The organism is Edaphobacter sp. 4G125, from assembly GCF_014274685.1.
Taxonomy (GTDB): Bacteria; Acidobacteriota; Terriglobia; order Terriglobales; family Acidobacteriaceae; genus Edaphobacter.
In genome coordinates this window covers 3146228-3169659 of record NZ_CP060393.1, presented here as the reverse complement: position 1 = coordinate 3169659, position 23432 = coordinate 3146228, and the positions used below count along the sequence as shown (strand labels likewise).

Below are 23432 nucleotides of genomic sequence, written 5' to 3'. Positions count from 1 at the left end.
TTACGAGATGTTAATTCTTGGCGATTGCTCTCACCGCGTCATGCGTTCAAGGTGCTGATATCCCCCGGTGGCGATAAAGAGCGTAAGGAAGACCGAAAAGTTATAAGCAGCGTGCACGAGTGTGGAACTGGCCACAGACCGGGTACGGATGCGAACCAGAGTCAGAATCAGGGATACGCAGAAGAGCACAAAGAGTGCGGCCCACGCATGAGCCAGTTGTTCTGCATGCAACAGAGCAAAGAAGATGCTGGAAACGATTGCGCTAAAGATGAGAGAAGCGACGGTGAGACCGGTAGTGTTGTGCCAGCGTTCACGGGCTGCAGGGGTCTTGGGCAGAGAGAGCCAGTCGTAAGCGATCGCGAAGGCAGGCAGAAGAAAGCCGCGGAAGGCGACCTCTTCGAATAATGGACCGAGCAATGTTCCAAAGGCCGTCACCAGCCAGACATCGGAGGGTGTGCGGAAGAAGTTATCCATGGGAATGGATTTCGGGACCGGGATCAGCGAGGAGATTCCTTGTACAGCGAAACCGGTAATCAGGCCGATTGGAATCAGTTTGTATGCGTTGCGCCAGGCCGCATCGAAGTTCCACTGAAGACCATTGCCGAACGAACGCAGCCAGAGCAGTGGAAAGAAGAAGTACGACGTCGTCAGAGTAAGGAGGTAGCTGATCGCCATGGCCGCGACCAGCAGCTTGGGATGCATCGCAGAGGCTGCTGCCTTTTGACCAATATGGCTCAGGCCGAGCAGGATCGACTGGCTCAGGACAAGGGTCAGACCGGCGAACGAGACGAAAAGAATCGCGTGGCCAAGATGCGGCACTCGCGCGGGAACCCCAGGGCCTGCCGCATTGGAGGGGGGAGGCGCTGGAATCACGATGGCCGGTCCGTCGGTAATCCTTACCGGTAGCGAAGGGGGAGGGGCGTCAGCCGACGGGGCTTGGGAATACTCCCGGGAAAGATCATTGGGGACCGGAGGTGTCGAGGGATGATTCATGCCTTCTTCTTTTTTGTCTTCGCGGCAGTATTGGTTGCGGTCTTCTTCGAACGAGCCGAGTTGTCTGCTTCGGCCAGTTTAGTCGCACGCGCGGTCGGGACTCCGGTTTTCTTTTCCGGCGGCACAAACTTACCCTTGGCCTTCTTTTCAGGATCGGGTGCGGCCCCGATATTCGTGGGCTGCGGACCGGAGTGGCTGATTCCATTCCGGCTGGCAGCAAGCTGGTCCGGTGTGTAATGGCGGGCCAGGAACTCTGCGGTATGAGAGCCTTTTACGGTCGCGACCTGCTCCGGAGTACCGTGGGCGATGATCTGCCCGCCGCCTTCTCCTCCTTCAGGACCGAGGTCGAGAATGTAGTCGGCGTTGCGGATGATGTCCAGATTGTGCTCGATGATGATGACGCTGTTGCCCAGGTCTGTAAGGCGATGCAGTACTTCGAGGAGCTTCCGAACATCGTCGAAGTGGAGGCCAGTCGTAGGCTCGTCGAGTAGATAGAGCGTGCGGCCTGTCTGGCGTTTGCTCAGCTCGCGGGCCAACTTCATGCGCTGGGCTTCGCCGCCTGAGAGCGTGGTGGCAGATTGGCCAAGATGAATGTAGCCGAGACCGACATCGACGAGAGTCTGAAGCTTCTGGTTGACCGCAGGAATGTCTTTGAGTACAGGCAGAGCGTCTTCGATGCTGAGATCGAGGATGTCCGCGATGGAGTAGCCGTTGAACTTCACGGCGAGCGTCTCCTGGTTATAACGGCGGCCATTGCAGACCTCGCACAACACATAGACGTCGGGCAGGAAGTTCATCTCGATCCGGCGTTGTCCTTCGCCCTGGCAGGCTTCGCAGCGTCCGCCCTGTACGTTGAAGCTGAAGCGTCCGGGCTTGTAGCCACGCTCGCGCGACTCGGGGAGCATGGCGAAAATGTCGCGGATGGCGGAGAAGACTCCGGTATACGTCGCCGGGTTCGAGCGCGGTGTCCGGCCAATGGGCGATTGGTCGATCTCGATAACCTTGTCGATCTGCGAGATGCCGCGGACGCGGCCATGCTGACCGGGTTCTTCGCGCGAGCCGTAAAGTTCCTTGGCAAGTGCGCGGTAAAGAATATCGTTCACCAGCGTGCTCTTGCCGCTGCCGCTGACGCCGGTGATGACGGTCATCACCCCGAGTGGGAAATGAGCAGTGACGTTCTTGAGGTTGTGGGCGCGGGCGTCTTCAACCGTAACCCAGTTGCCGGTGAGTGGGCGCGGAGCCTGGCCCGGCGTAGGCCGGGTGACGATATCAATCTTGCCGGCAAGATATTTGCCGGTGATCGATGCATCGTTGTCCATGATCTGCTGCGGAGTGCCATCCGCAATGAGGATGCCACCGTTTTTCCCGGCTCCGGGACCGAGGTCGAGAACATAGTCGGCTTTGCGAATGGTATCTTCGTCGTGCTCGACGACCAGGACGGTGTTGCCGAGGTCGCGCAGGTTTTCAAGCGCTGAGATCAGTCGCTGGTTATCGCGCTGATGCAGTCCGATCGATGGCTCATCGAGAACATAGAGGACTCCACGGAGACGTGAACCAATCTGCGTGGCGAGGCGAATACGCTGACCTTCGCCGCCTGAGAGCGTCGCAGCAGAACGATTGAGTGAGAGATAGCCGAGGCCGACGGCGTTCAGAAACTCGAGCCGTTCAATCACCTCGCGCTGCAGCCGGTCTGCGATCATCCTCTCTCGGCCCGTGAAGTTCATGGTCTTCGCCGCAGTAAGTGCGCGTTCCAGCGAGAGCGCGGTGAAATCGGCAATCGATCGGTCGCCGACAGTTACGGCGAGTGATTCCGGCCGCAGGCGCTTGCCCTGGCAGCGCGGGCAGGTAGATGCAGACATGTACTGCATCATGTACTCGCGGTAGCCTTCGGATTTGGTGTCTTCAAGATTGGCGCGGAGATAGCTGAAGATGCCATGGAAGCCGGTGCGTCCAGCCTCACCCTTCGGGGGACCATAAAGGAAGAGGTTCTGCTGCTCCGTTGTGAGCTTCTCGAACGGCTGATTGATGTTGATCTTGTACTTCTCCGCTGCGAGTTTGATGAGTCGCAGCAGGTACTGCGAGGCGGAGCCGGGGCCCATGGCTCCGTCGAGCAGCGGCTTGGACCAGTCAGTGATGGTCTTCGCTGGATCGAAGTCGTAGATGGAACCGAGGCCGTGACACTCCGGGCAGGCTCCGTAGGCGGAGTTGAACGAGAAGCTGCGTGGTTCGAGCTTGGGAACGTTGATTCCGCAGTCCGGGCAGGCCATCGAGGAGGAGTAAAGTGTCTCTTCCTGATGGCGTGTGACCGGGTCCTGTATGCCGATGAGGACCAGACCGTTGGCCATCTGCAGGGCCTTGGCAACGGCGGCTTCGAGGCGGCGCGTGTCGTATTTTGGCGGAGCGCCAGCGAGCGCAGCCGAGGTGTTCTCCGGCGGTAGAGGTTTCAGGATGATGCGGTCGACGATGGCCTCGAGGGTGTGGTTCTTGCGCTTCTCCAGGCGCATGCCTTCTGTGATTTCGGTAATCTCGCCGTCGATGCGAACGCGGAAGCCCTGGCGGTCGATTGCTTCGAGTTCTTCGCGAAACTCACCTTTGCGACCCCGGACGATTGGGGCGAAGACGGTGATGCGTTCACCGGGGGCGAGAGAGACGATGCGCTCGACGATCTGATCGGCGCTCTGTCGCGAGATGGAGCGACCGCAGTTGGGGCAATGCGGCTGGCCAACGGAAGCGTAAAGCAGTCGCAGGTAGTCGTAGATCTCGGTGATGGTTCCGACGGTCGAGCGAGGGGAGCGTGAGGTGGTCTTCTGCTCGATGGAGATGGCCGGCGAGAGACCGTCGATGGAGTCCACATCAGGACGTTCCATCTGGTCGAGAAATTGGCGGGCGTATGCCGAAAGGGTTTCAACATAGCGGCGCTGTCCTTCGGCGTAGATGGTGTCGAAGGCGAGAGAAGACTTTCCCGAGCCCGAGAGGCCGGTAACAACGGTCAGGGTATTGCGCGGAATGGAAACCGAGACGTTACGCAGATTGTGCTGCCGCGCTCCGCGCACGGTGATATGTGTAATTCCCGGTGTGGTTCGGGGAGATGTTCGCTGCGTGCCCATAGACGGTGTTGGAGGCTTTGCGGCCAAGTATCTAGAATACGGCATCCGGGCTGCGGAGAAACCTGCTAGGTCGTATCAATGACTAAGCGACAAAAAGACCAACCAGGACTATGGAGACAAAAGACAACCAGATTTCTATGAAGTGTCATCCTGAGCGAAGTCTTTGCGCAGCAAAGGCGGAGTCGAAGGAGCTGTGGTTTTTGCAAGGTGCTTCTTTACAAAAAGCTGGCATGAACCACGTACAAAAAATGCTCTGATAATTTGCTGTCAAGACCCCTTCTCCTCTAACGTACTCATGCCAGAAGAGATCCTCGTTGCAGAACAACCCTCTCCATTTCGCTACAATTAAATCAGCCCTTAAATGAAATCAGCCTCGAGAGACGACCTCTCGGGGCTTTCCTTTTATAAGTATCTTGTTTTCTATATTTTGCGCGTAAAGTGGTTTATTTTCTATATTTTACAATCTCGATCTTGGATTAAGTCGTTTATAATCAATATTTTATAAAAATATGTGCGGGGGTGGGTCAACCCTCAACCACCCGATTGGAACCCACCATGGACCGCTCCTGTCGTTCGGCGGCAACCTGTCTCGCATGGATACGGAAGAGACGAAACATCGAAAAACAGATGCTATAGGCCGTCAATACTCCCACCGCTAACGATGCCAGCACGGCCGAAACTAAAACAATGGACGAATTCACTGCTGCTCCTGGATTCCTAAGCCCTAATAGGCCCTTGTACATCATCCTCCGGGAAAACCGGAATGACAACGCTCAGGTACGCACTTGGGTATTGCCCCTTTGGATACATCTCCCACTAATCGAGGACGCAGGATTGAGCGCGGGTGAGGAGAAGGTTGCGTTCGCGGGTGTTTCGGGTGAGGCTGGCGGCGTGTTCGAACTCGGCGCGCGCTTCGGAGTGTCGGCCAAGCTTCATCAGCAGATCGCCGCGCACGCTCGGTAAGAGATGGTAGCCCCTGAGCGCGGGATCTTCGGTGAGCGCGTCGATAAGGGGGAGCGCCTCGGCAGGCCCTAAGGCCATAGAGACCGCGACGGCGCGGTTGAGCTCGACGATGGGCGATGGAGTCAGCCTGACAAGTTGGGCATAGAGAGCAGCGATGCGATGCCAGTCTGTAGCCTCAGCTGTGATCGCGCGGGCATGGCAGGCGGCGATGGAGGCCTGAAGAACGTAGGAGCCCGAAGCGACATTCGAATTAGCGGAGCTGGCTCTTTGTCGGAGGAGGTTTTCGGCGTGTTCGAGAGCCGCAAGACCGCGATGGATGAGGATCTGATCCCAACGCGAACGGTCCTGATCGAGGAGGAGGATGGGCTCGCCGGCGGGGCCGATGCGAGCGTTCAGTCGTGACGCCTGAATCTCCATGAGCGCGACAAGGCCACGGACCTCGGGTTCGGAGGGGACGAGTTCGACGAGGATGCGGCCGAGGCGGAGAGCGTCTTCGCAGAGCGCGGGACGGGTCCAGTCGTCACCGGCGGTGGCAGAGTAACCCTCGTTGAAGACGAGGTAAATGACCTGGAGAACAGAGGAGAGACGAGCAGTGAACTCCTCGCCTCGGGGAACTTCGAAGGGAATCTTTGCTTCTCCGAGAGTTCGTTTGGCGCGGACAATACGCTGAGCCACGGTAGGTTCGGAGAGAAGAAAGGCGCGGGCGATCTCGTCGGTGGTAAGCCCTCCAAGAAGGCGCAGAGTGAGGGCAACGCGGGATTCGGGAGAGAGGATGGGATGGCAGGAGATAAAGATGAGACGGAGCAGGTCGTCGCCGACGGGATCATCGATGGCAGCGTTGATCTGGTCGGGTGTGAGCTGGCGGGTAGCTTCTAGCTCGTAGCCAAGCTGCTCATGCTTGCGGTCGAGAAGTTTTGAGCGGCGAAGGAGATCAATGGCGCGGTTTTTTGCAGTCGCCATGAGCCAGGCAGCCGGATTATCCGGGATGCCAGTCTGAGGCCATTTTTCAAGGGCAACGACGAGGGCATCCTGGGCGAGATCTTCGGCGAGACCAACATCGCGGACGACACGAGTAAGCGCGGCGATGAGCTTTGCCGATTCGATACGCCAGATGGCATCGATTGAGCGCTGGATGTCAGGAGTAGAAGACATCTTAGGAATAGATGAGAGCATTCGGAGCGAAGGAATGGCAAGGCTGAGGCCGGATTCTCAGCGAAGTCTCATGACGAATGACGTCTAACGAGCTGCAAAATATGTGAGATACCGAGGAGAGAAAGGAGACTTGAAGGAAGGGTGTAATGCGAAGGAAGGTCGTTCGTCTGCGAGATAGAGGAGAATTGTTGAGATGAGCGAGATGGTGAAAGATCCAGTCTGCGGGATGCAGGTGAAAGTGGAGACTGCAAAGTGGACGAGCAAGCATGAGGGCAAGGCATGGTATTTCTGCAGCGAAGGGTGCAAGAAGAAGTTCGCGGCTGATCCAGCGAAGTATGACGGATCGCGTCCAGCGGATGGGCTGGTGGCGATTGGCGGAATGAGCCCGGCGAAGGGGAGTTGTTGCGGTGGAGGTGGTGGATCTCACCCGGCAGTTGCGAAGGCTCCTGTTGTGCAACTCGCAGGCGGGAAGTATACGTGTCCGATGCACCCGGAAGTGATGTCAGACAAGATGGCATCGTGTCCGAAGTGTGGGATGGCACTGGAACCTGTAGCTCCGGTGCTGAATCGAGTGGAGTACACGTGCCCGATGCACCCGGAGGTGGTGAAGGATGGACCGGGAAGCTGCCCGATCTGTGGCATGGCTCTGGAGCCGAAAGAGGTGACCGCAGAGCAGGAGAACCCTGAGCTGAAGAGCATGTTGCTACGGTTCTGGGTGGGAGCGGTATTGACGCTTCCGCTGTTGGCTGTGATGGTTTTGGAGATGTGGCCGGGGCATCCGTTTATGGAGTTGTTGAGCAGCGGATGGATGGGGTGGGCGCAGATGGCGCTGGCGACTCCCGTGGTGCTGTGGTGCGGATGGCCGTTTTTCGAGCGAGGGTGGGCCTCGGTGGTGCATCGCAGCCTGAATATGTTCACGCTGATTGCGATGGGTACGGGTGCGGCTTACCTGTACAGCGTGGCGGCTGTGGTTGCTCCGGGGATGTTTCCGGAGTCGTTTCGCACGCATGGCGGTCAGCTTGGGTTGTACTTCGAAGCGGCGGCTGTCATCACCGTACTCGTGCTGCTGGGACAAGTGCTGGAGCTGAAGGCACGGGACAAGACGGGTGAGGCGATTCGCGCGCTGTTGGGACTTGCTCCGAAGACGGCGCGAAGGATTGCAGCGGATGGGGCGGAGATGGATGTTCCGCTGAATGAGATTGTCGTTGGCGACATGCTGCGAGTGCGTCCGGGCGAGAAGGTTCCGGTAGACGGCGTGGTGGAGGATGGGCGTAGCGCAGTGGACGAGTCGATGGTGACGGGCGAGCCGGTTCCCGTGGAGAAGACGGCGGGCGAGCGCGTGGTGGGCGGCACGATAAATGGCACTGGGTCGCTTGTGATGCGCGCCGAGCATGTAGGCGCAGACACGTTGCTGGCGCAGATTGTGAAGATGGTGAGCGAGGCTCAGCGATCGCGGGCCCCGATCCAGAGACTTGCAGACAAAGTAGCTTCGTACTTTGTGCCTGCGGTGTTGATGGTGGCAGCCTTGGCGGCGATTGCGTGGGCGGTGTGGGGTCCGGAGCCGAAGCTGATGCATGCGATGGTGATTGCGGTTTCAGTGTTGCTGATCGCGTGTCCTTGCGCGTTGGGACTGGCGACGCCGATGTCGATTATGGTGTCGACGGGACGAGGAGCGCATGAGGGAGTTCTGGTAAGGAATGCCGAAGCGTTGGAGACGCTGGAGAAGATCGACACGCTTGTCGTCGATAAGACCGGGACCCTGACGGAAGGCAAGCCGAAGTTGACAGAGGTGATTGCGGCAGAGGGAATGAGCGAAGGAGAACTACTGCGAGCGGTGGCGAGCCTGGAGCAGGCGAGCGAACATCCGTTGGCAGGTGCAATTGTTGCAGGTGCGAAGGAAAGAGGTGTCGCTCTGGGACACGTAAGAGAGTTTGCATCGGTGACGGGAAAGGGAGTGAAAGGTTTTGTTGATTTTCAGCGTGTTGCGGTAGGAAGCGCTGCTCTGCTGCAGGACGAAGGGCTCGATGCGAATGCAATGGTGCAAAGAGCTGAAGCTTTGCGTCACGATGGAAGGACAGTCATGCTGGCTGCAATCGATGGAAGAGTTGCAGGGCTAATTGCAGTGGCCGATCCGGTGAAGGCATCTTCTCGTGAGGTGGTGGATGAATTGAAGAAAGGCGGGGTGACGGTTGTGATGGTGACTGGAGACAACCGCACTACAGCTGGCGCAGTTGCGGAGAAGCTGGGAGTTCATTTTGAAGCAGAGGTCTCGCCTGAGGGCAAAGCTGCGGTCGTGCGGCGATTGCAGAAGGAAGGAAGGCGGGTTGCGATGGCAGGAGACGGAGTGAATGATGCTCCTGCGCTGGCGGCGGCGGATGTAGGGATTGCGATGGGGACGGGAACGGATGTTGCCATGGCTGCGGGTGGAATCACGCTGGTGAGTGGTGATCTGCGCGGACTATTACGGGCACGCAGATTGAGCGAGAAGACGATGAAGAATATTCGGCAGAATCTGTTTTTCGCATTTGTCTATAACGCTGCTGGCGTTCCGCTGGCTGCGGGAATCCTGTATCCGTTGTTTGGGTGGCTGCTGAATCCGATGGTCGCGGCTGCGGCGATGAGCTTCAGCTCGGTATCGGTGATTGCGAATGCATTGCGGTTGCGAAGAGTGAAGTTATAGAGCGATCATCGCGAATGAAAACGAATGCGGTCCAGAACTTCTGGACCGCATTCGTTTTGACTTAAGGTTGATATGTGATCGATCAAGCGTTGAGGCCCATGCCGGCGATGACGCCGCGCATGTAGGCGAAGCTCTTGATGACTCCGGGCATGGGATCGTTTTCCATGATCTCGTACTCAAGGTCTACATTGCCCTTGTAGCCGATGCCGATGAGCGCCTGGAAGATGCCGCGGACGGGCATGAGACCGTCACCGACAGCAACCTGAGACTCCTTAACCTTGCTCTGCGCGAGATCCTTCATGTGGATGTCGTGGACACGAGAGCCAACCTTCTTGATGGCTGCAACAGGGTCAGTTCCGGTACGCATGGTGTGGCCGACGTCGATACAGCAGCCGATGCGTGGATCTAGATTCTTGACAGCATCAAGGACGTCAAAAGGCGAAGGGAAGTTCTTGTCTTCCGGACCATGGTTGTGGATGGCGAGCTTGATGTTGTATTCCTTTACGAATTTTTCGAGACGAGGAAGGACCTGATGCGTGGGAGCGGCAACGATGATGGGGATTCCGGCGGCCTTGACGTACTCGAATTTGGGGCGGATGTCGTCGTCATCATCTTTGTTGAAAGTAATGGTTCCAGCGGCAGTGAGAGTCAGGCCTGCGGCGCGGTACTCGGCAGCGCGTGGTGCGACCTGGTCAGCCGGAGTCATAGGTAGATGAACATCTTTCAGATTGAGATAGGGCGTCTTGAGCTCTTTCATAAACTCGATGAGATGAGCCTGATCGAATTTGCGAAAAGTGTAACTGGCGATGCCTAGTCGGATAGGAGATGAAGGGGGGGAAGGTGCAGCGAAGGAGATGGCAGAGTTGGAGAGAAGCGACGAGGCGGCGAGCATAGTTCCGCCACTCAGGAGGCTGCGGCGCGAGATGTTTGACGTCATGCAGGGCATAGTAGCTGTCCTGAGCAGTGGTCGTCCAGTTAGAAAGTGAGTGCGATTCTGGGCTGTCCACAGATTACTGAATTGCATATTGACACGATTTAGAGAGGCTGATAACGTGCATGTTCGAAGTTAGAACAAAAGAAATTGTGTACGCAGGGATCCTGATCTTTTTGTGGAGGCAGCTTCGATGAGACATAAGTTTTTGTTCAGCGTGATGTTGTGCCTGTTGATGTGGCCCAGCTCGTTCTTCGGGCAGGCTGTCAACGCGACTCTATTGGGAACGGTTCAGGATTCAACTGGCGCTTCGATCGGTAACGCGAAGGTCACGGCAATGAATGCGGCGACTGCGGCGGTTTACCAGTCTGTAACAAACAGTGCCGGAAACTATACGATCCCGAATCTTCCTCCGGGTACTTATGCCATAACGGTTGAAGCCCAAGGCTTCAAGAAGGAGACGCACCAAAATATCGATATTCTGATCAACTCTTCGACGCGAGCTGATTTCAATGTGGTTCCGGGGAGTGTTTCGGAAGAGGTGATGGTGACGACAGCGCCGCCTTTGCTGCAGACGGATCGGGCGGATATCTCGACGAAACTGGAGACGCGTCAACTCCAGGAGCTTCCGATGTCAACGAACCGGAACTTCCAGTCATTGCTAAATCTTGTTCCAGGTTCAACGCCTGCGACCTATGAGCATTCGCAATTCTTCAATGCGCAGGGTGCGCTTCAGACGCGCGTGAATGGAATACCGCGCATGGGCAACCTATATCAGATCGAAGGCATTGACGACGATGAACGTACAGGTCTTCTGCAGATCATCATTCCTCCTGCGGATGCGATTCAGTCAGTAGACATTACAACAAACAATTTTGATGCCGAATTGGGGCGTGCAATTGGCGCGGTAACAAATGTGATCTTGAAGTCGGGGACGAACACGTTTCATGGTTCTGTGTTCGAGTACATCCAAAACAATGCGGTGAACGCGCGGAGTTACTTTGGACCTCCGCTGGGACACCTTTCGTATAACAACTATGGAGGGTCGATCGGCGGTCCGATCTTCAAAGACAAGCTATTCTTTTTTGGCGACTATCAGGGAAGCTCTGATCACGAGACGGTGGGCGGTACGTTTACGATTCCGGATTCTCGGTATTTTACGCCGAATGCCCAGGGAAATATCGATCTGAGTTCTACGATCACGATTGATCCAAAAACCGGCAACAAGATTGGTGTTATCTACGATCCCGCCACAGGTGATGGTCAGACCGTGGCGAAAGGCGGAACTCCGCGTACAGCATTTGTTAATAACCAGATTCCGATCAGCCGTGTGAATCCAGTATCGCTAGATATTTTGAATAGATTGAATAAAGCAGCTGCACAGTATGGAAAGCTGACGCCTTCGGCATCGTTATTGACGCCCGCGAACAATTACACGACAACCCTGCCGTTTACCAAGAGTACGAACAGTTGGGATACAAAAATTGATTACACCCTGAATGAGCGGAACCATGTTAGCGGACGATTCAGCTGGCAGAGGGTTAACACATTCCAGGCACCGACCTTCGGAGCGTTCCTGGGAGGCCCCTTAGGAGGTGGCTTCCAAGGTGTTGGTACACAGACCTCGTACAGCACGGGTGTGAATTACGATCATGTCTTTTCGCCGACGCTGTTTACGGAGGTTCGGTTCGGGGTGGCTCACCTGCGGAATAATGCTCAGCCCAGCAACTACGGGTCGAATGATGCCGATACGTTGGGGATTCCAGGGGTCAACATCAATCAGTTTTCAAGTGGTCAGGTGGGGATCTTCCTGACGGGTTTCGGCCAGTCGGGAGCAGATAATCCATTGATCGGCTACTCCGCTTCCGTACCGTGGATCCGCGGTGAATCGAACATCGACTTCGTCAACAACTGGACGAAGATCATTCGCAACCACACGATCAAGTTTGGAGGAGACCTTCGCAGAATTCGTGACGATCTGTTGCAGGACCAGACGTTCAGCCCTCGCGGTATCTTCCGTTTTGCCGATCAGCAGACATCGGATGCGGCGAGTGCGGGAACGAATCTGGGGAATAACATCGCAAGCTTCCTTCTCGATCAGCCAAGCCAGGTCGGCCGCGATGTTAACACGTTCTTTCCGGCGTATCGCCAATGGTGGTTCTTTGCATTTGTAAGCGATAAATGGCAGGTGACACCCAAGCTGACTCTCGACCTGGGAGTTCGTTGGGAGTTTTATCCTCCGGCGGCTCCGAAGATTGCGAGCGGATTTACAAACTATGATCCGGTCAATAACAACCTGGTGATTGCAGGCGTGGGTGGCAATCCGATGAACCTGGGAATACAGACACGGTATCGCTACTGGGCTCCGCGCACGGGTTTCGCGTATCGCGCTACGGATAACACGGTGATTCGCGGCGGATTCGGTGTGAGCTATATGCCCTATGCGGATAACAACTATGCCTACAACTATCCCGTCCGCTCAAACAATGCGTATAACCCGACAGGGGGAAGTGCGTATACGCCGGCAGTGTTGGCCAACGGTAATGTAGCAACGTTCCAGGCGGGGTTTCCGGCTCCAGTTCCAGTTCCGATCCCGTCGAATGGCATCATCCCTGTGACCACATCGACTCTTGCGAATCAGAATCTGTTTTATGTTCCGTTGGATTACAAGAACCCCTACGTGGCGTCGTGGAACTTTGCGATTCAACAGGCGCTTCCGTATGACATGTCACTGCAGGTTGCGTATGTCGCAAATCATGGCACGGGTATACCTTCAAATCTCGATATCAACAATCCAACAGGAATTCCAGACAACGCCAATGGCAACCCGTTAGCGAACACCTGGGGGAACGGAGCTGTTTCGAAGCCGGAGTATTACTGCACAGGATGTGTGGCAACCGGACCGAACGCGGTTCATCGCACGGCGACAACCTCAAAGATATTCCAGGGCTTTTCTTCGAACTATCAGTCTTTGCAGGTGCAGTTGACCAAGCGATTTGCCAGAGGGCTTGGATTCAACTCTGCGTTTACATGGGGCAAGGGGCTTGGGTACGTGACAGGCGATGATGGTAACGTAATTTTCCTAACGGCTGCGACCCTACGGCGAAACTATGCTCCGAATGATTTTGACCGAAAGCTGAATTTTGAGCAGAGCTTTACATACGAACTTCCGGTGGGGCATGGACATCGATACCTGAGTTCGGGAGTGGGCGCGTATGTATTGGGCGGCTGGAAGCTGGCGGGAACCATTTCTGCAGTCTCTGGTCTGCCGTTCTCTGTGTATGCGAACGGCGGTAGCTTGAACACGCCGGGAACGGCGCAGCTGGCGAACTTGTCAGGCGTGTACAAAGTGTTAGGAGGACTTGGACCGAACAGCCCATGGCTGGATGTATCGGCATTCTCGCAGCCAGGAGGATGCCCGACGGGCTGCAATGCCTCGAACGTTCAATTGGGCAATACAGGAAGGAACCAATTCCGTGGGCCGGGCTTCATTCAGAACAATGTGTCGATTTCCAAGAGCTTCCCTCTCTGGCGTGAGAAGGCTGCTCTTGAGACGAAACTCGATGCGTTCCAGCTCAGCAATACACCACAGTTTGCTGTTCCGAACTCCGGTAGCGGCAATATCTTTACATCCGGAAGCTTTGGACGCATCACAAACACGCTGGGCAGTGGTCAGGGAAGCGTAAACGGGGTAGGTGGCGGGCGTAGCCTTCAGGCTTCGGCGCGAATCACCTTTTAGTATGTATGAAGCGGTGACGACAGGCCTCATCCTGAGGCCTGTCATGCTTTGAGGAATGGAGAACTAATGATTACGAATACGGTTTCGCGACGTGGGTTTGTTCTGGGTGGAGGAATGATGGGTTTGACTGCCTGGATGGGAAGAAGCGGGTTGGCACAGATCTCCCGGTTTAAAGTAGCTGTTATTACGGACGAGATCTCGCAAGACTTCGATCATGCGTGTTCTGTCGCGGCGAACGAGTTCGGGATGCATTGGGTAGAGCTTCGCGGAATGTGGAAGAAGAGCCTGCTGGATCTGTCGGATGCAGAACTTGGGGAAGTGGAGAAGATTCTGCAAAGGCATGACCTTCAGGTGACCGACATTGCTAGCCCATTGTTCAAGGTGGATTGGCCGGGTGCTCCGCGTTCCAACAGTTCTGGAAAAGGAAGCACCGGAGACGTTCTGAAAGAGCAGGATGCTGTTCTGGAGAAGAGTATTGCGCTGGCGAAGCGATTTAAGACAAACAAAGTGAGAGGGTTTGACTTCTGGCGAATTGAGGATGTCACACCTTATCGTGCGGCGATTGATCAGAAGCTTGCGGAAGCGGCAGAGACGTGCGGAAAGCAGGGAACGATACTGGTACTGGAGAACGAATTTGCCTGCAACACGGCTACAGGGCGTGAGGCGGCGCGTACACTTGGGGCGGTGAAGTCGAAGTATTTAGCGTTGAACTGGGACCCGGGAAATGCGGTGATGCGGGGAGAGTTCGATGCATATCCCGGCGCGTGGAATTTGCTTCCGAAGGACAGAATCCATCACTGCCATGTAAAGAATGCAGTCAAAGGTGAAGACGGAAAGGTGGGTTGGGCCCCTGTAGGAAAGGGGATCATTGATTGGAAAGGACAATTCCAAGCACTGGCAAAGGTGGGGTACCACGATGCGGTTAGCCTAGAGACGCACTGGCATGGCGGAGGAACTCCAGAGGAGTCGACACGAGAGAGCTGGGCAGGAATGAAGAACGCGCTGGCAGGCATCTGAGGCGGTGGAATTAGATGGTTGAGCCGATTGGTCAAGGCGAATGCTCAGAAGGTGTGGCATTGCCAATCGGCACGAAGAGTTGGAGAAGTATGCGGTGTTTGTTGCGGGCGGCTGGGCTCGCGGTTGGGATCGGGCTGTTATGGTGTGAGCCGCTTTACGCACAGGATAAACCGCAGCTATTCCACGAGGCGCATGCGGCGATGGGATCGGAGTTCACGATCGACATCTATGCACCGAATCAGGAGACAGCTGAGGAGTGGATGCAGGGCGCGTTCGACGAGATCGATCGTCTGGAAGACCTGCTGAGTAATTATCGTCCGACAAGTGAGCTTTCACGCATCAGCAGAGAGGCAGCGAAGGGACCGGTGACGACAGATCCGGAGACCTTTGCGTTTCTTGAGAAAGCGGTGGAACTGAGCCGCCGTTCGGAAGGGGCATTCGACATGACGGTAGGTCCGCTGATGCGGGCGTGGGGCTTCTTCTTCAATAAAGGCAGGATCCCATCGGATGCCGAGTTAGATGCTTTGAGGTCGAAGACAGGATGGCAGCATATCCAGTTGAATCCTGCGACGCGCACAGTCTGGTTCGACAACGGTGTGAGCATGGAACTGGATCCTGGGGGTATTGGGAAGGGATATGCCGTGGACCGGGTTGTCGCATTCCTGCGGGAGCAGGGAGTGCGGGCAGCATTGATTTCGGGCGGCTCGAGCAGTATCTATGGAATGGGCGCTCCTCCAGGAGAAGCTGGATGGAAGGTAAATGTGCCCGATCCGGTACACGCGGGTTCCATGATGACGGAGGCGATCCTGAAGGACACTTCGCTTTCGACCTCAGCGTGCACGGAGAAGTTCTTTATCAAGGATGGGCACCGATATTGCCATATTCTTGATCCGCACACAATGCACCCGGTGGAGGGCCGTTTACAGACAACGATTATTGCTCCTTCGACAACGGAGAGCGATGCGATTTCGACGGCGACGTTCGTGCTAGAGCCAGCAAAAGCGGCACAGATGGTGAAAACGTTCCAGCGAGCGGCGGCAGTGCTGGTATCGGGGGATACGGAACATCCTTGCGTCCGGAGCGTCCGCTGGCCATATCCGCTTAGAATGAAAGAAAATGACTGTCAATGAAAATTGAGAGTGTTGCCGGGCCTCAGGGCGCTCCGGTGCGAAGGGACTTTGAGAAGCATGATAAATCGGCGTTTGTTTGTGCAGGGACTGTCAGCGGCGACACTGGTGGCAAAGTCGGCAGGCTCTCTGGCGGAGGCTTTTGCGGGAAAGCCGATGCGGTTGGGAATTATTGGGCCGGGTAGCCGCGGTAAAGAACTGGTTCGGAGTTTTTTGCGAGTTCCAGGAGTAAAGATCGTTGCTGCTGCTGATGTGTATGAGCCAAGATTCGCCGAGCTGAATCAGGTCTGCGGTTACACGGTGGAGCCGCATAAAGATTATCGGGCTCTGGTGGATCGCAAAGATCTGGATGCGGTGGTCGTGTCCACGCCTCTGAGTTTTCATGCGGAGCATGTTCTGGCAGCTCTTCGGGCAGGGCACTCGGTCTATGGCGAAAAGACAATGGCTTTCACGGTGAAGGAGTCGGAGGAGATCGTCCGGACGGTTGATGGAGGCAAGCAGATCTTCCAGGTGGGACATCAGTATCGTTATGCGCCGTGGATTCGTGCTGCAATCGAGAAGGTGCAGCAGGGAGAGATCGGCGATGTAACTCATGTGTTTGGCTACTGGCATCGCAATAGCGACTGGAGACGGCCGGTTCCGCAGCCTTCTCTAGAGCGGCTGATCAACTGGCGGTTGTATAACCAGTATTCGCTAGGCCTGTTGGCTGAGCTGGCTTCGCATCACATTGATATTGCGAATTGGGTCTTTGGAGAGAAGCCGGAGACAGCGATGGCGACCGGAAGTGTTGTCGAGTATCACGATGGGCGCGAGAACGATGACAACGTACAGGCGATCCTGGGATATTCGAAGGGCCGCCGGTTTGTCTTCAGCTCAATGACAAACAATGCAAAGATGGGCGATCAGTTGTGGATCTATGGAACGAAGGGAAGTGTGAATCTAACCCTGCAGGATGCGGTGTTTTTCTATGAGCCGAGGCATGCGGAAAAGCTGCCGGCAAATGCGACTGTGACGGAAAAGGGCATTACGACAGGGGCTTCGTATCGTTCTGGTGGTGAGATGCCTTATCGCGGTCCTGGCAAGAAGCTGGAGATTGCGGTGGCAGAGGATCCGACAGCGACGGCGTGCCGGTCTTTTGTGGAGTGTCTGCGCACGGGAGCAAAGCCGATTGCCGATGTCCATGTAGGGCTAGGATCGGCGCTGGGAGTTATCGTTGGCAACGAATCCATTAAAGAAAAGCGTGAGCTGAAGATTTCGAGCACCGTCTAAGGTGGGCGGATGTAAAAGAAACCCCCGCAATCTGCGGGGGTTTCTTTTACAGGATGATGGCAGCTAAAGTTCGAGACGAGAGTCTTCGATAGCGAGCCTGACGTTGCCATCGGATTTGGTGAGACGGCGGACTGCTTCCATCTTGTCGACGTTCGCTTTCAACATGACGACGGCGATAGGGATGGATTTTCCCGCGGATTTAATTGTGCGGATAGCGGTTTCGCGATCGATATTACAGAGCTTCATGAGCACGCGGATGCCGCGCTCGACGAGCTTGGCATTCTTCATGTGTACATTCACCATCAGGTTGTCGTAGACATAGCCGAGTCGCGTCATGGCTCCCGTAGTGATCATATTGAGGACCATCTTCTGGGCGGAGGCGGACTTCATGCGGGTTGAACCGGAGATAACCTCTGGACCGACCTCGGCGACGATGGTGGTGTCGGCCACTTCGGAAAGAGCAGTGTTAGGATTGCAGGTCACGGCAGCGGTTTTCGCTCCGCGGGCGCGAGCATAATCAACTGCGCCGATGACGTAAGGCGTGCGGCCAGAGGCGGAGATGCCGATGACGATGTCTTTTCGTGTAGGTCTGCGACGTGCGATGTCGCGCTGGCCTAGCTCAGGAGAGTCCTCATTGACATCAGATGCCGAAGCAAGAGCTTTGGGGCCGCCAGCCATGATGTATTGCACCTGAGCTGGCGCAGTGGAAAAGGTCGGAGGGCACTCGGATGCATCAAGGCTGGCGATGCGACCCGAAGAGCCTGCGCCAACGTAGATCAGCCGACCTCCATCACGGAGGCAACGGGCGACGGTATCGATGACGACAGCGATCTCAGGCAGCGCCTTCTTGACGGCAGCGGCGACCTTGGCGTCTTCATGATTGATGATGCGGGCGATTTCAAGTGCGGATTTTGTGTCCAGACCCTCAGAGGCTGTATTGGAGGTCTCTGTAATTAAGCTGAGAAACTCATCGGGGCCGTCAGGTACGGATTTTGGTGTCTGGACTGGGTCGAGCATGGTAAGGGTTGCCATAGGAGAAACCTGTTACAAGTGATGCTGCAGCTCTTTGTAATCGATTCTAGTCCTAATCCGGCTTAGATGCGTATACAAAGGTTGGCGTTTTGGTCTTGCATCTGTCTTTCTGTTGTTGTATTTTGCGCGGTCCCAAAAGCGCGTTTTGATAGCGTGGCGATCAGGCGCCACATTTTAATAATTACAGAGCCGTTGCGTGATTTGTAAGATGCAACACATGGTCAATAGTTTACTCCGCAGACTGATTTGTTCTGGTGCGATTGGAATCCTGATGGGGCAGGGAATGCTCTGGGCGGCTTCATTGCCAAAATCGAAGACGGATTCGTCGCTTGAATCGAAGATTGCAACGATTGCTGCGACTCATCAAGGTCATGTCGCGCTGTACGCGACCCAGCTGAATACGGGCAAGACCATTGCGTTGGATGCGGACAGGCCGGTGCAAACGGCATCCGTGATCAAACTGGCCATTCTGTTCGAAGCCATGGAGCAGGTAAGAGCCGGAAAGGCCCACTGGGACGAGAAGCTGACGCTGGCAAAAGACGATGGTGTCAGCGGTTCTGGAGTTCTGATGTTTTTCGATACGCCCCTGACCCTGACGTTGAAAGATGTACTGACCATGATGGTGATCGTCAGTGACAATACGGCGACCAATCTGGCGATCGATCGATTTGGCGTGGATACGGTGAATGCCAGAATTGCATGGCTGGGCCTCAAAGATACGCATCTCTATAAAAAGATCGGTAAGCCGGCAAGCGGGCCCATGCCTGCGGATCAGCCGAAATTCGGACTTGGAAAAACAACCGCTCGGGAGATGGCCACGATTATGGAGAGGATTGGGCTTTGCCAACTCGCGGGACCGGGAGAATCGTCACGACCAGGCGATGCAGCGATCTGTCAGGCGGCTCTGACGATGTTGCGTAACCAGTTCTATCGCAATACGATACCGCGATATCTGGAGAAATTGGATTCAAGTGAAGAGGGGTCAGGAATTGCCAGCAAAACGGGGAGTCTGAACGCAGTGCGGAACGATGTCGCCATTGTGGCGGGCAAGAGTGGGCCGATGGTGATCTCGATCTTTACCTATGAGAATGAGGATAAAAGCTGGACTGCGGACAATGAGGCTGAGATGATGATTGCAAGGCTGGCAAAAGAGATTGTCGAAGCCTGGTCGCCGGAGGGATTGGACGGTAAGAATCTGGTTCCCGGGCTTGGATTGGATTCCAGATCGAACGTGGGTTCGTCTAAATAACAGGAGAAGTGAGCAAGACGGTGCAGATGGAAGAGAAAACTGCGCATGAATCCCCTTCCAATGGGGGCGAGCGCTCCCCTAAAAATCACCGTGGTGGGATGGCCTCGTGGGTGAGAGATCTGGTGATCTCAGTCGCTGTATCGGCTTTCATCATCATCTTTTTGTACCAGCCGGTTCGTGTGGAAGGTACCAGCATGTTGCCGGTTCTGGAAGATCAGGACCGCCTCTTCGTCAACAAACTTGCTTATAGGGTAGGAGAGATCCATCGAGGCGATGTCGTGGTCTTTCTCTATCCTCGGGATCGCCAGAAGAGCTATATCAAGCGCGTGATAGCGTTGCCCGGTGACGATCTCAAGATTGATCATGGGCGAGTTTATGTGAATGGGACGCCATTGACCGAAAAGTATGTTCCTCCCCGCTTTGAGGACAGTCGCTCGCTGCCGGAAATGATTGTTCCAGAGCATGAGTATTTCGTTATGGGTGATCATCGTTCGATTTCCAGCGATAGTCGCGACTTTGGGCCCGTCGATCGCGATCTGATCTATGGCAAAGCGGCATTTGTCTATTGGCCTATGGAACAAGTCGGCGTCGTCCACTAAGAAAGCGCGTGTTTTAGTGGGCAAATTACCCTGTTCTTGCCCGGACGTTTAGTCCTGGCTTTGTAGCCGGGATGACAATCTTGCAGTAATTTCCATCTCGAACTGGACTGGATTGGTATGTGATTTCGCACATAGAGCGCAGTTTCTAGCTCGCGCTCTTCTTCAGGTTCGATTTCCGGGAAGTTTCGATCGTAGGAACAGATTGAGAGAACGCTGGTAAAGGCAGGAAAACACAACGCACTGATCGAGTCGAATAGACGTGCGAGGGATTTCATCTTAGGGCGGCAGGAGATGCCGAACGGCATCCCCTGCGCATAGGTTTGTTATGCAGTTTGGGTGGCATTGGCGATGATCTGCGAGAAGGACGCAGGATCAAGAGAGGCTCCGCCAACGAGCGCGCCGTCGATGTCCTCAAGGCAGCACAGCGTTTGAGCGTTGTCGGGTTTGACGGAGCCGCCATAGAGGATGCGGGTAGAGGCGGCGATGTCAGAGCCTGCGATGGAGGCGACCTTTGCGCGGATAATCTTGTGGGCCTCTTCTGCGATCTCGGGAGTGGCGGTACGGCCGGTGCCAATGGCCCATACGGGCTCATAAGCGATAACGAGCGAGCCAAGAGCCGCCGGATTGATGCCTTCGAGGGCCACAGAGACCTGAAGATTAAGGACATCAGCGGTGAGGTTCTGTTCGCGTTCGTTGAGATGTTCGCCGACGCAGACGATGGGGAGGAGTGAGTGAGCGAGAGCAGATTTGAGCTTGAGGTTGACGGTGGTGTCGGTCTCGTTGAAGTACTGGCGTCGCTCGGAGTGACCGATCAGGACGTGTGTGACTCCGATGGCGGTCAACATGGTGGGCGAGGTTTCGCCGGTATATGCGCCCTCAGCGAGCCAGTGCATATTCTGAGCTCCGATGGAGACGGTTTTGCCGCGCGCCGCATCGACGAGCGCAGGAAGCGAGGTCATAGAAGGACAGAGGACGATCTCGGTGGAAGTATTGTTTTTGACAAGGGGAAAGAAGCTGGTAAGAAAGGCCGTGGACTCTACGGGAGTCTTATACATCTTCCAGTTGGCAGCGATCAGGAGTTTGCGCATAGTCAGATTTACTCTTCCGCGTAATATGAGAATTATTTGTCTGTGAGTGCAGCGACGCCAGGCAGGATTTTGCCTTCGAGGAACTCAAGCGAAGCTCCGCCGCCGGTGGAGATGTGCGAGATCTTGCCGGCTACACCGGATTGTTGTACGGCGGCCACGGAGTCGCCTCCTCCAACGATGCTAGTGGCATCGTGGTTGGCCGCGACGGCTTTGGCGATGGCGTTGGTGCCCTTGGCAAAAGCTGGCATCTCAAAGACACCCATCGGGCCGTTCCAGACGATTGTGATGGCGTCGGCAATCTCTTTACTGAAAAGCTTTATGGATTCGGGACCGATATCGAGGCCCATCCAATCGGCGGGGAATGATCCACTGCCGGAGAAGATCTGAGTTTTGGCATCCGCGGCGAACTTATCGGCGAGCACATGGTCAATAGGGAGAAGCAAGTTGACTCCCTTTTTTGCGGCCTTATCGAGCGCAGCTTTTGCGATGTCGATCTTATCGGCTTCTACAAGCGATTTACCAGTGCTTTGACCTTTAGCATTGAGGAAGGTGTAGGCCATGCCTCCGCCGATGATCAGCGATGTGGCTCGGTCGAGCAGGCTGTCGATAACCTCGATCTTGTCGGAGACCTTGGCGCCGCCAATGATAGCGACAAAAGGTTTGATGGGATCGCTGACGGCTTTGCTGAGATAAGTGAGCTCTTTTTCCATGAGCAGTCCAGCAGCCGATACAGGGACATAATGCGTGATGCCTTCAGTTGATGCATGGGCTCGGTGTGCGCTGCCAAAGGCATCATTGATATAGATGTCGCAGAGAGTAGCGAGCTGACGTGCAAACACAGGATCGTTTTTTTCTTCTTCAGCGTGGAAACGAAGATTCTCGAGTAGCAGCGGCTGGCCAGGCTCAAGATTTCCGACCATCTCGGTAGCGATGTCTCCGACGCAATCAGGAGAGAATGCGACGTTCTCATCTTCGCCGAGCACGTGGTCGAGCAGCTCTCGCAGCCGATCGACGACAGGACGAAGGCTCATTGTGGGAACGACCTTGCCCTTGGGACGGCCCAGATGGGAACAGAGGATGACCCGGGCCTTACGGCGCAGGGCGTATTCAATCGTGGGAATGGTTTCGCGGATACGGGTATCGTCAGTGATGCGCGCGGCGCTGTCAGAGCCATCCACCGTGAGGGGAACGTTGAAATCGACACGGATGAGGACGCGCTTGTTCGTGAGATCCAGATCACGGATGGACAGCTTCGACATTTGATTTCCTTTGATGTTTTATTGCAGGCGCAAAACTCGAAATACCCTTCGACAATCCATCATATCGTCAGAGAGACCTTATTCCGGTTGGAATTGTGGCCGGGTTGTTATTCCGGGATAAGAGCGTCAGCTTCGATCTCAATGTTCCAGCGCGGGTCAAGCAGTTCTTTGACGACGACCATCGTGGCAGCAGGGCGTATGAGAGAGAAGAATTTTCCGTGGACACGGCCTATGGTCTCCCAATCCTCGGTGCGGGTAAGAAACATGCGGGTGCGGTAGACGTGCTCAATCGAGGAACCGGCGTTTTTAAGAGCAGTAGCGATGAGAGTAAGACATTGATCGGTTTGCTCAGCCACATCCTTGTCATCGGCGCCGACCGGGCCGGTCCCCGAGACGTGAACGTGATTACCGAGGCGAACAGCTCGGGAGAATCCGATAATGGGCTCGTAGGGGCTGGTGCCGGGAATGTTCATGCGAGTCATAGATGAATTGTACGGCTGCTGGTAGGGTTATCGTCGACAGCATTTTGGGAGGTGCGCACAGTGTGTTTTTCAGCAGCAGCGAATTTTGTGGGCAGCGGTGTGCTCGGGGCTGTCGGGGTGATGACCCTCACGAAGGTGAAGCATAAGCGAGAGCTGCTATTTGCATCGCTCCCAACGCTTTTTGCCGTACACCAATTTATTGAAGGATTTGTCTGGCTTGGTCTAGATGGGAGGCTCTCACCAGAGGTGACGCATAAGATGGGAGCAGCCTTTGTGTTGTATGCGCAAGGACTGCTGCCTTTTCTGATTCCGCTGGCCGTATTGTTATTCGAACCGGACCGTAAGAGCAGACAAAGAATGCTTCCATTCCTGGCGCTGGGTACTGGGACGACGCTGTACATGCTGTGGGCGTTGATTGCGTATCCGTTGGATATCTTCGTCAAGAGCCATAGCATCGTTTACATCAACGAAGGAACCAACAATACGGCGCTTGCCGTGCTGTATGTGGTCTCAACGTGCGGTTCTCTGTTCTTTTCGAAGGTGCGTGACATGGTCATCTTCGGTGCAGCGAACCTCGCCATTCTGCTGGTTGTAATGGCAGTAAAGCGCTATGCCTTTACTTCGCTCTGGTGCGCTTATGCGGCTGCAGCGAGCGTGATCATCCTGGCGTATTTCTGGAGAAGCAAGCTGAAGAGGCCGTTTCCCTATGGGGATGCTATCTGGGGGTAGCATCCCCATTATCACG

General features: G+C 55.4%; 17 protein-coding genes. 8 read left to right on the top strand and 9 right to left on the bottom strand.

The annotated features are described in order from the left end of the window. Positions 1-30: 30 nt before the first annotated feature. From H7846_RS13115 to H7846_RS13100, 4 genes are all read right to left on the bottom strand, one after another. Positions 31-993, bottom strand: coding sequence for a CPBP family intramembrane glutamic endopeptidase (locus H7846_RS13115; protein WP_186692641.1), 963 nt, complete (start codon positions 991-993; stop codon positions 31-33). Next, on the bottom strand, positions 990-4100 hold the full coding sequence (gene uvrA / locus H7846_RS13110) for an excinuclease ABC subunit UvrA (RefSeq protein WP_186692639.1): 3111 nt from the start codon (positions 4098-4100) through the stop codon (positions 990-992). Before uvrA ends, H7846_RS13115 begins: the two co-directional genes overlap by 4 nt. Before the next feature lie 524 nt (positions 4101-4624). Then, the gene (locus H7846_RS13105; protein ID WP_255460629.1) at positions 4625-4801 is read right to left on the bottom strand and encodes a hypothetical protein; all 177 of its coding nucleotides are present in this window, start codon (positions 4799-4801) and stop codon (positions 4625-4627) included. A 115-nt stretch (positions 4802-4916) separates the two neighbouring features. After that, on the bottom strand, positions 4917-6215 hold the full coding sequence (locus H7846_RS13100) for an RNA polymerase sigma factor (protein ID WP_186692637.1): 1299 nt from the start codon (positions 6213-6215) through the stop codon (positions 4917-4919). A gap of 193 nt (positions 6216-6408) precedes the next feature. On the opposite strand from H7846_RS13100, the gene H7846_RS13095 reads away from it, so the two are divergent. Continuing rightward, a complete protein-coding gene (locus tag H7846_RS13095) occupies positions 6409-8895 on the top strand; it encodes a heavy metal translocating P-type ATPase (RefSeq protein ID WP_186692636.1) in 2487 nt (828 codons plus the stop codon). An 82-nt stretch (positions 8896-8977) separates the two neighbouring features. On the opposite strand, the gene H7846_RS13090 is transcribed toward H7846_RS13095, so the two are convergent. After that, positions 8978-9841, bottom strand: a complete 864-nt coding sequence (locus tag H7846_RS13090) for a sugar phosphate isomerase/epimerase family protein (RefSeq protein WP_370561254.1) — start codon at positions 9839-9841, stop codon at positions 8978-8980. 178 nt (positions 9842-10019) lie between these two features. Between H7846_RS13090 and H7846_RS13085 the strand changes: the two genes are divergently transcribed. From H7846_RS13085 to H7846_RS13070, 4 genes are all read left to right on the top strand, one after another. Next, on the top strand, positions 10020-13565 hold the full coding sequence (locus H7846_RS13085; protein WP_186692635.1) for a TonB-dependent receptor: 3546 nt from the start codon (positions 10020-10022) through the stop codon (positions 13563-13565). Positions 13566-13631: 66 nt separating this feature from the next. Further along, positions 13632-14582, top strand: coding sequence for a sugar phosphate isomerase/epimerase family protein (locus H7846_RS13080; RefSeq protein WP_255460628.1), 951 nt, complete (start codon positions 13632-13634; stop codon positions 14580-14582). A gap of 89 nt (positions 14583-14671) precedes the next feature. After that, the gene (locus tag H7846_RS13075; protein ID WP_186692634.1) at positions 14672-15712 is read left to right on the top strand and encodes an FAD:protein FMN transferase; all 1041 of its coding nucleotides are present in this window, start codon (positions 14672-14674) and stop codon (positions 15710-15712) included. Positions 15713-15769: 57 nt separating this feature from the next. Further along, a complete protein-coding gene (locus H7846_RS13070; protein WP_186692633.1) occupies positions 15770-16978 on the top strand; it encodes a Gfo/Idh/MocA family protein in 1209 nt (402 codons plus the stop codon). A gap of 63 nt (positions 16979-17041) precedes the next feature. Here H7846_RS13070 and murQ read toward each other — a convergent pair whose 3' ends face one another. After that, positions 17042-18010, bottom strand: coding sequence for an N-acetylmuramic acid 6-phosphate etherase (gene murQ / locus H7846_RS13065; RefSeq protein ID WP_186692632.1), 969 nt, complete (start codon positions 18008-18010; stop codon positions 17042-17044). 217 nt (positions 18011-18227) lie between these two features. On the opposite strand from murQ, the gene H7846_RS13060 reads away from it, so the two are divergent. Beyond that, positions 18228-19259: a serine hydrolase gene (locus tag H7846_RS13060; RefSeq protein WP_255460627.1), complete on the top strand. Its 1032-nt coding sequence runs from the start codon at positions 18228-18230 to the stop codon at positions 19257-19259. A gap of 98 nt (positions 19260-19357) precedes the next feature. Continuing rightward, positions 19358-19858, top strand: a complete 501-nt coding sequence (gene lepB / locus H7846_RS13055; protein ID WP_255460998.1) for a signal peptidase I — start codon at positions 19358-19360, stop codon at positions 19856-19858. Between the two features lie 323 nt (positions 19859-20181). Here lepB and tpiA read toward each other — a convergent pair whose 3' ends face one another. The 3 genes from tpiA to H7846_RS13040 form a co-directional block, all read right to left on the bottom strand. Then, complete coding sequence (gene tpiA, locus H7846_RS13050) at positions 20182-20946, bottom strand: triose-phosphate isomerase (RefSeq protein ID WP_186692631.1); 765 nt, start codon at positions 20944-20946, stop codon at positions 20182-20184. A gap of 32 nt (positions 20947-20978) precedes the next feature. Next, positions 20979-22205, bottom strand: coding sequence for a phosphoglycerate kinase (locus tag H7846_RS13045; protein WP_186692630.1), 1227 nt, complete (start codon positions 22203-22205; stop codon positions 20979-20981). 107 nt (positions 22206-22312) lie between these two features. Continuing rightward, positions 22313-22687: a RidA family protein gene (locus tag H7846_RS13040; protein ID WP_186692628.1), complete on the bottom strand. Its 375-nt coding sequence runs from the start codon at positions 22685-22687 to the stop codon at positions 22313-22315. Positions 22688-22747: 60 nt separating this feature from the next. Here H7846_RS13040 and H7846_RS13035 point away from each other — a divergent pair, with 60 nt between their 5' ends. Next, complete coding sequence (locus tag H7846_RS13035) at positions 22748-23416, top strand: DUF6629 family protein (protein WP_186692626.1); 669 nt, start codon at positions 22748-22750, stop codon at positions 23414-23416. The last annotated feature ends 16 nt before the right edge of the window (positions 23417-23432 follow it).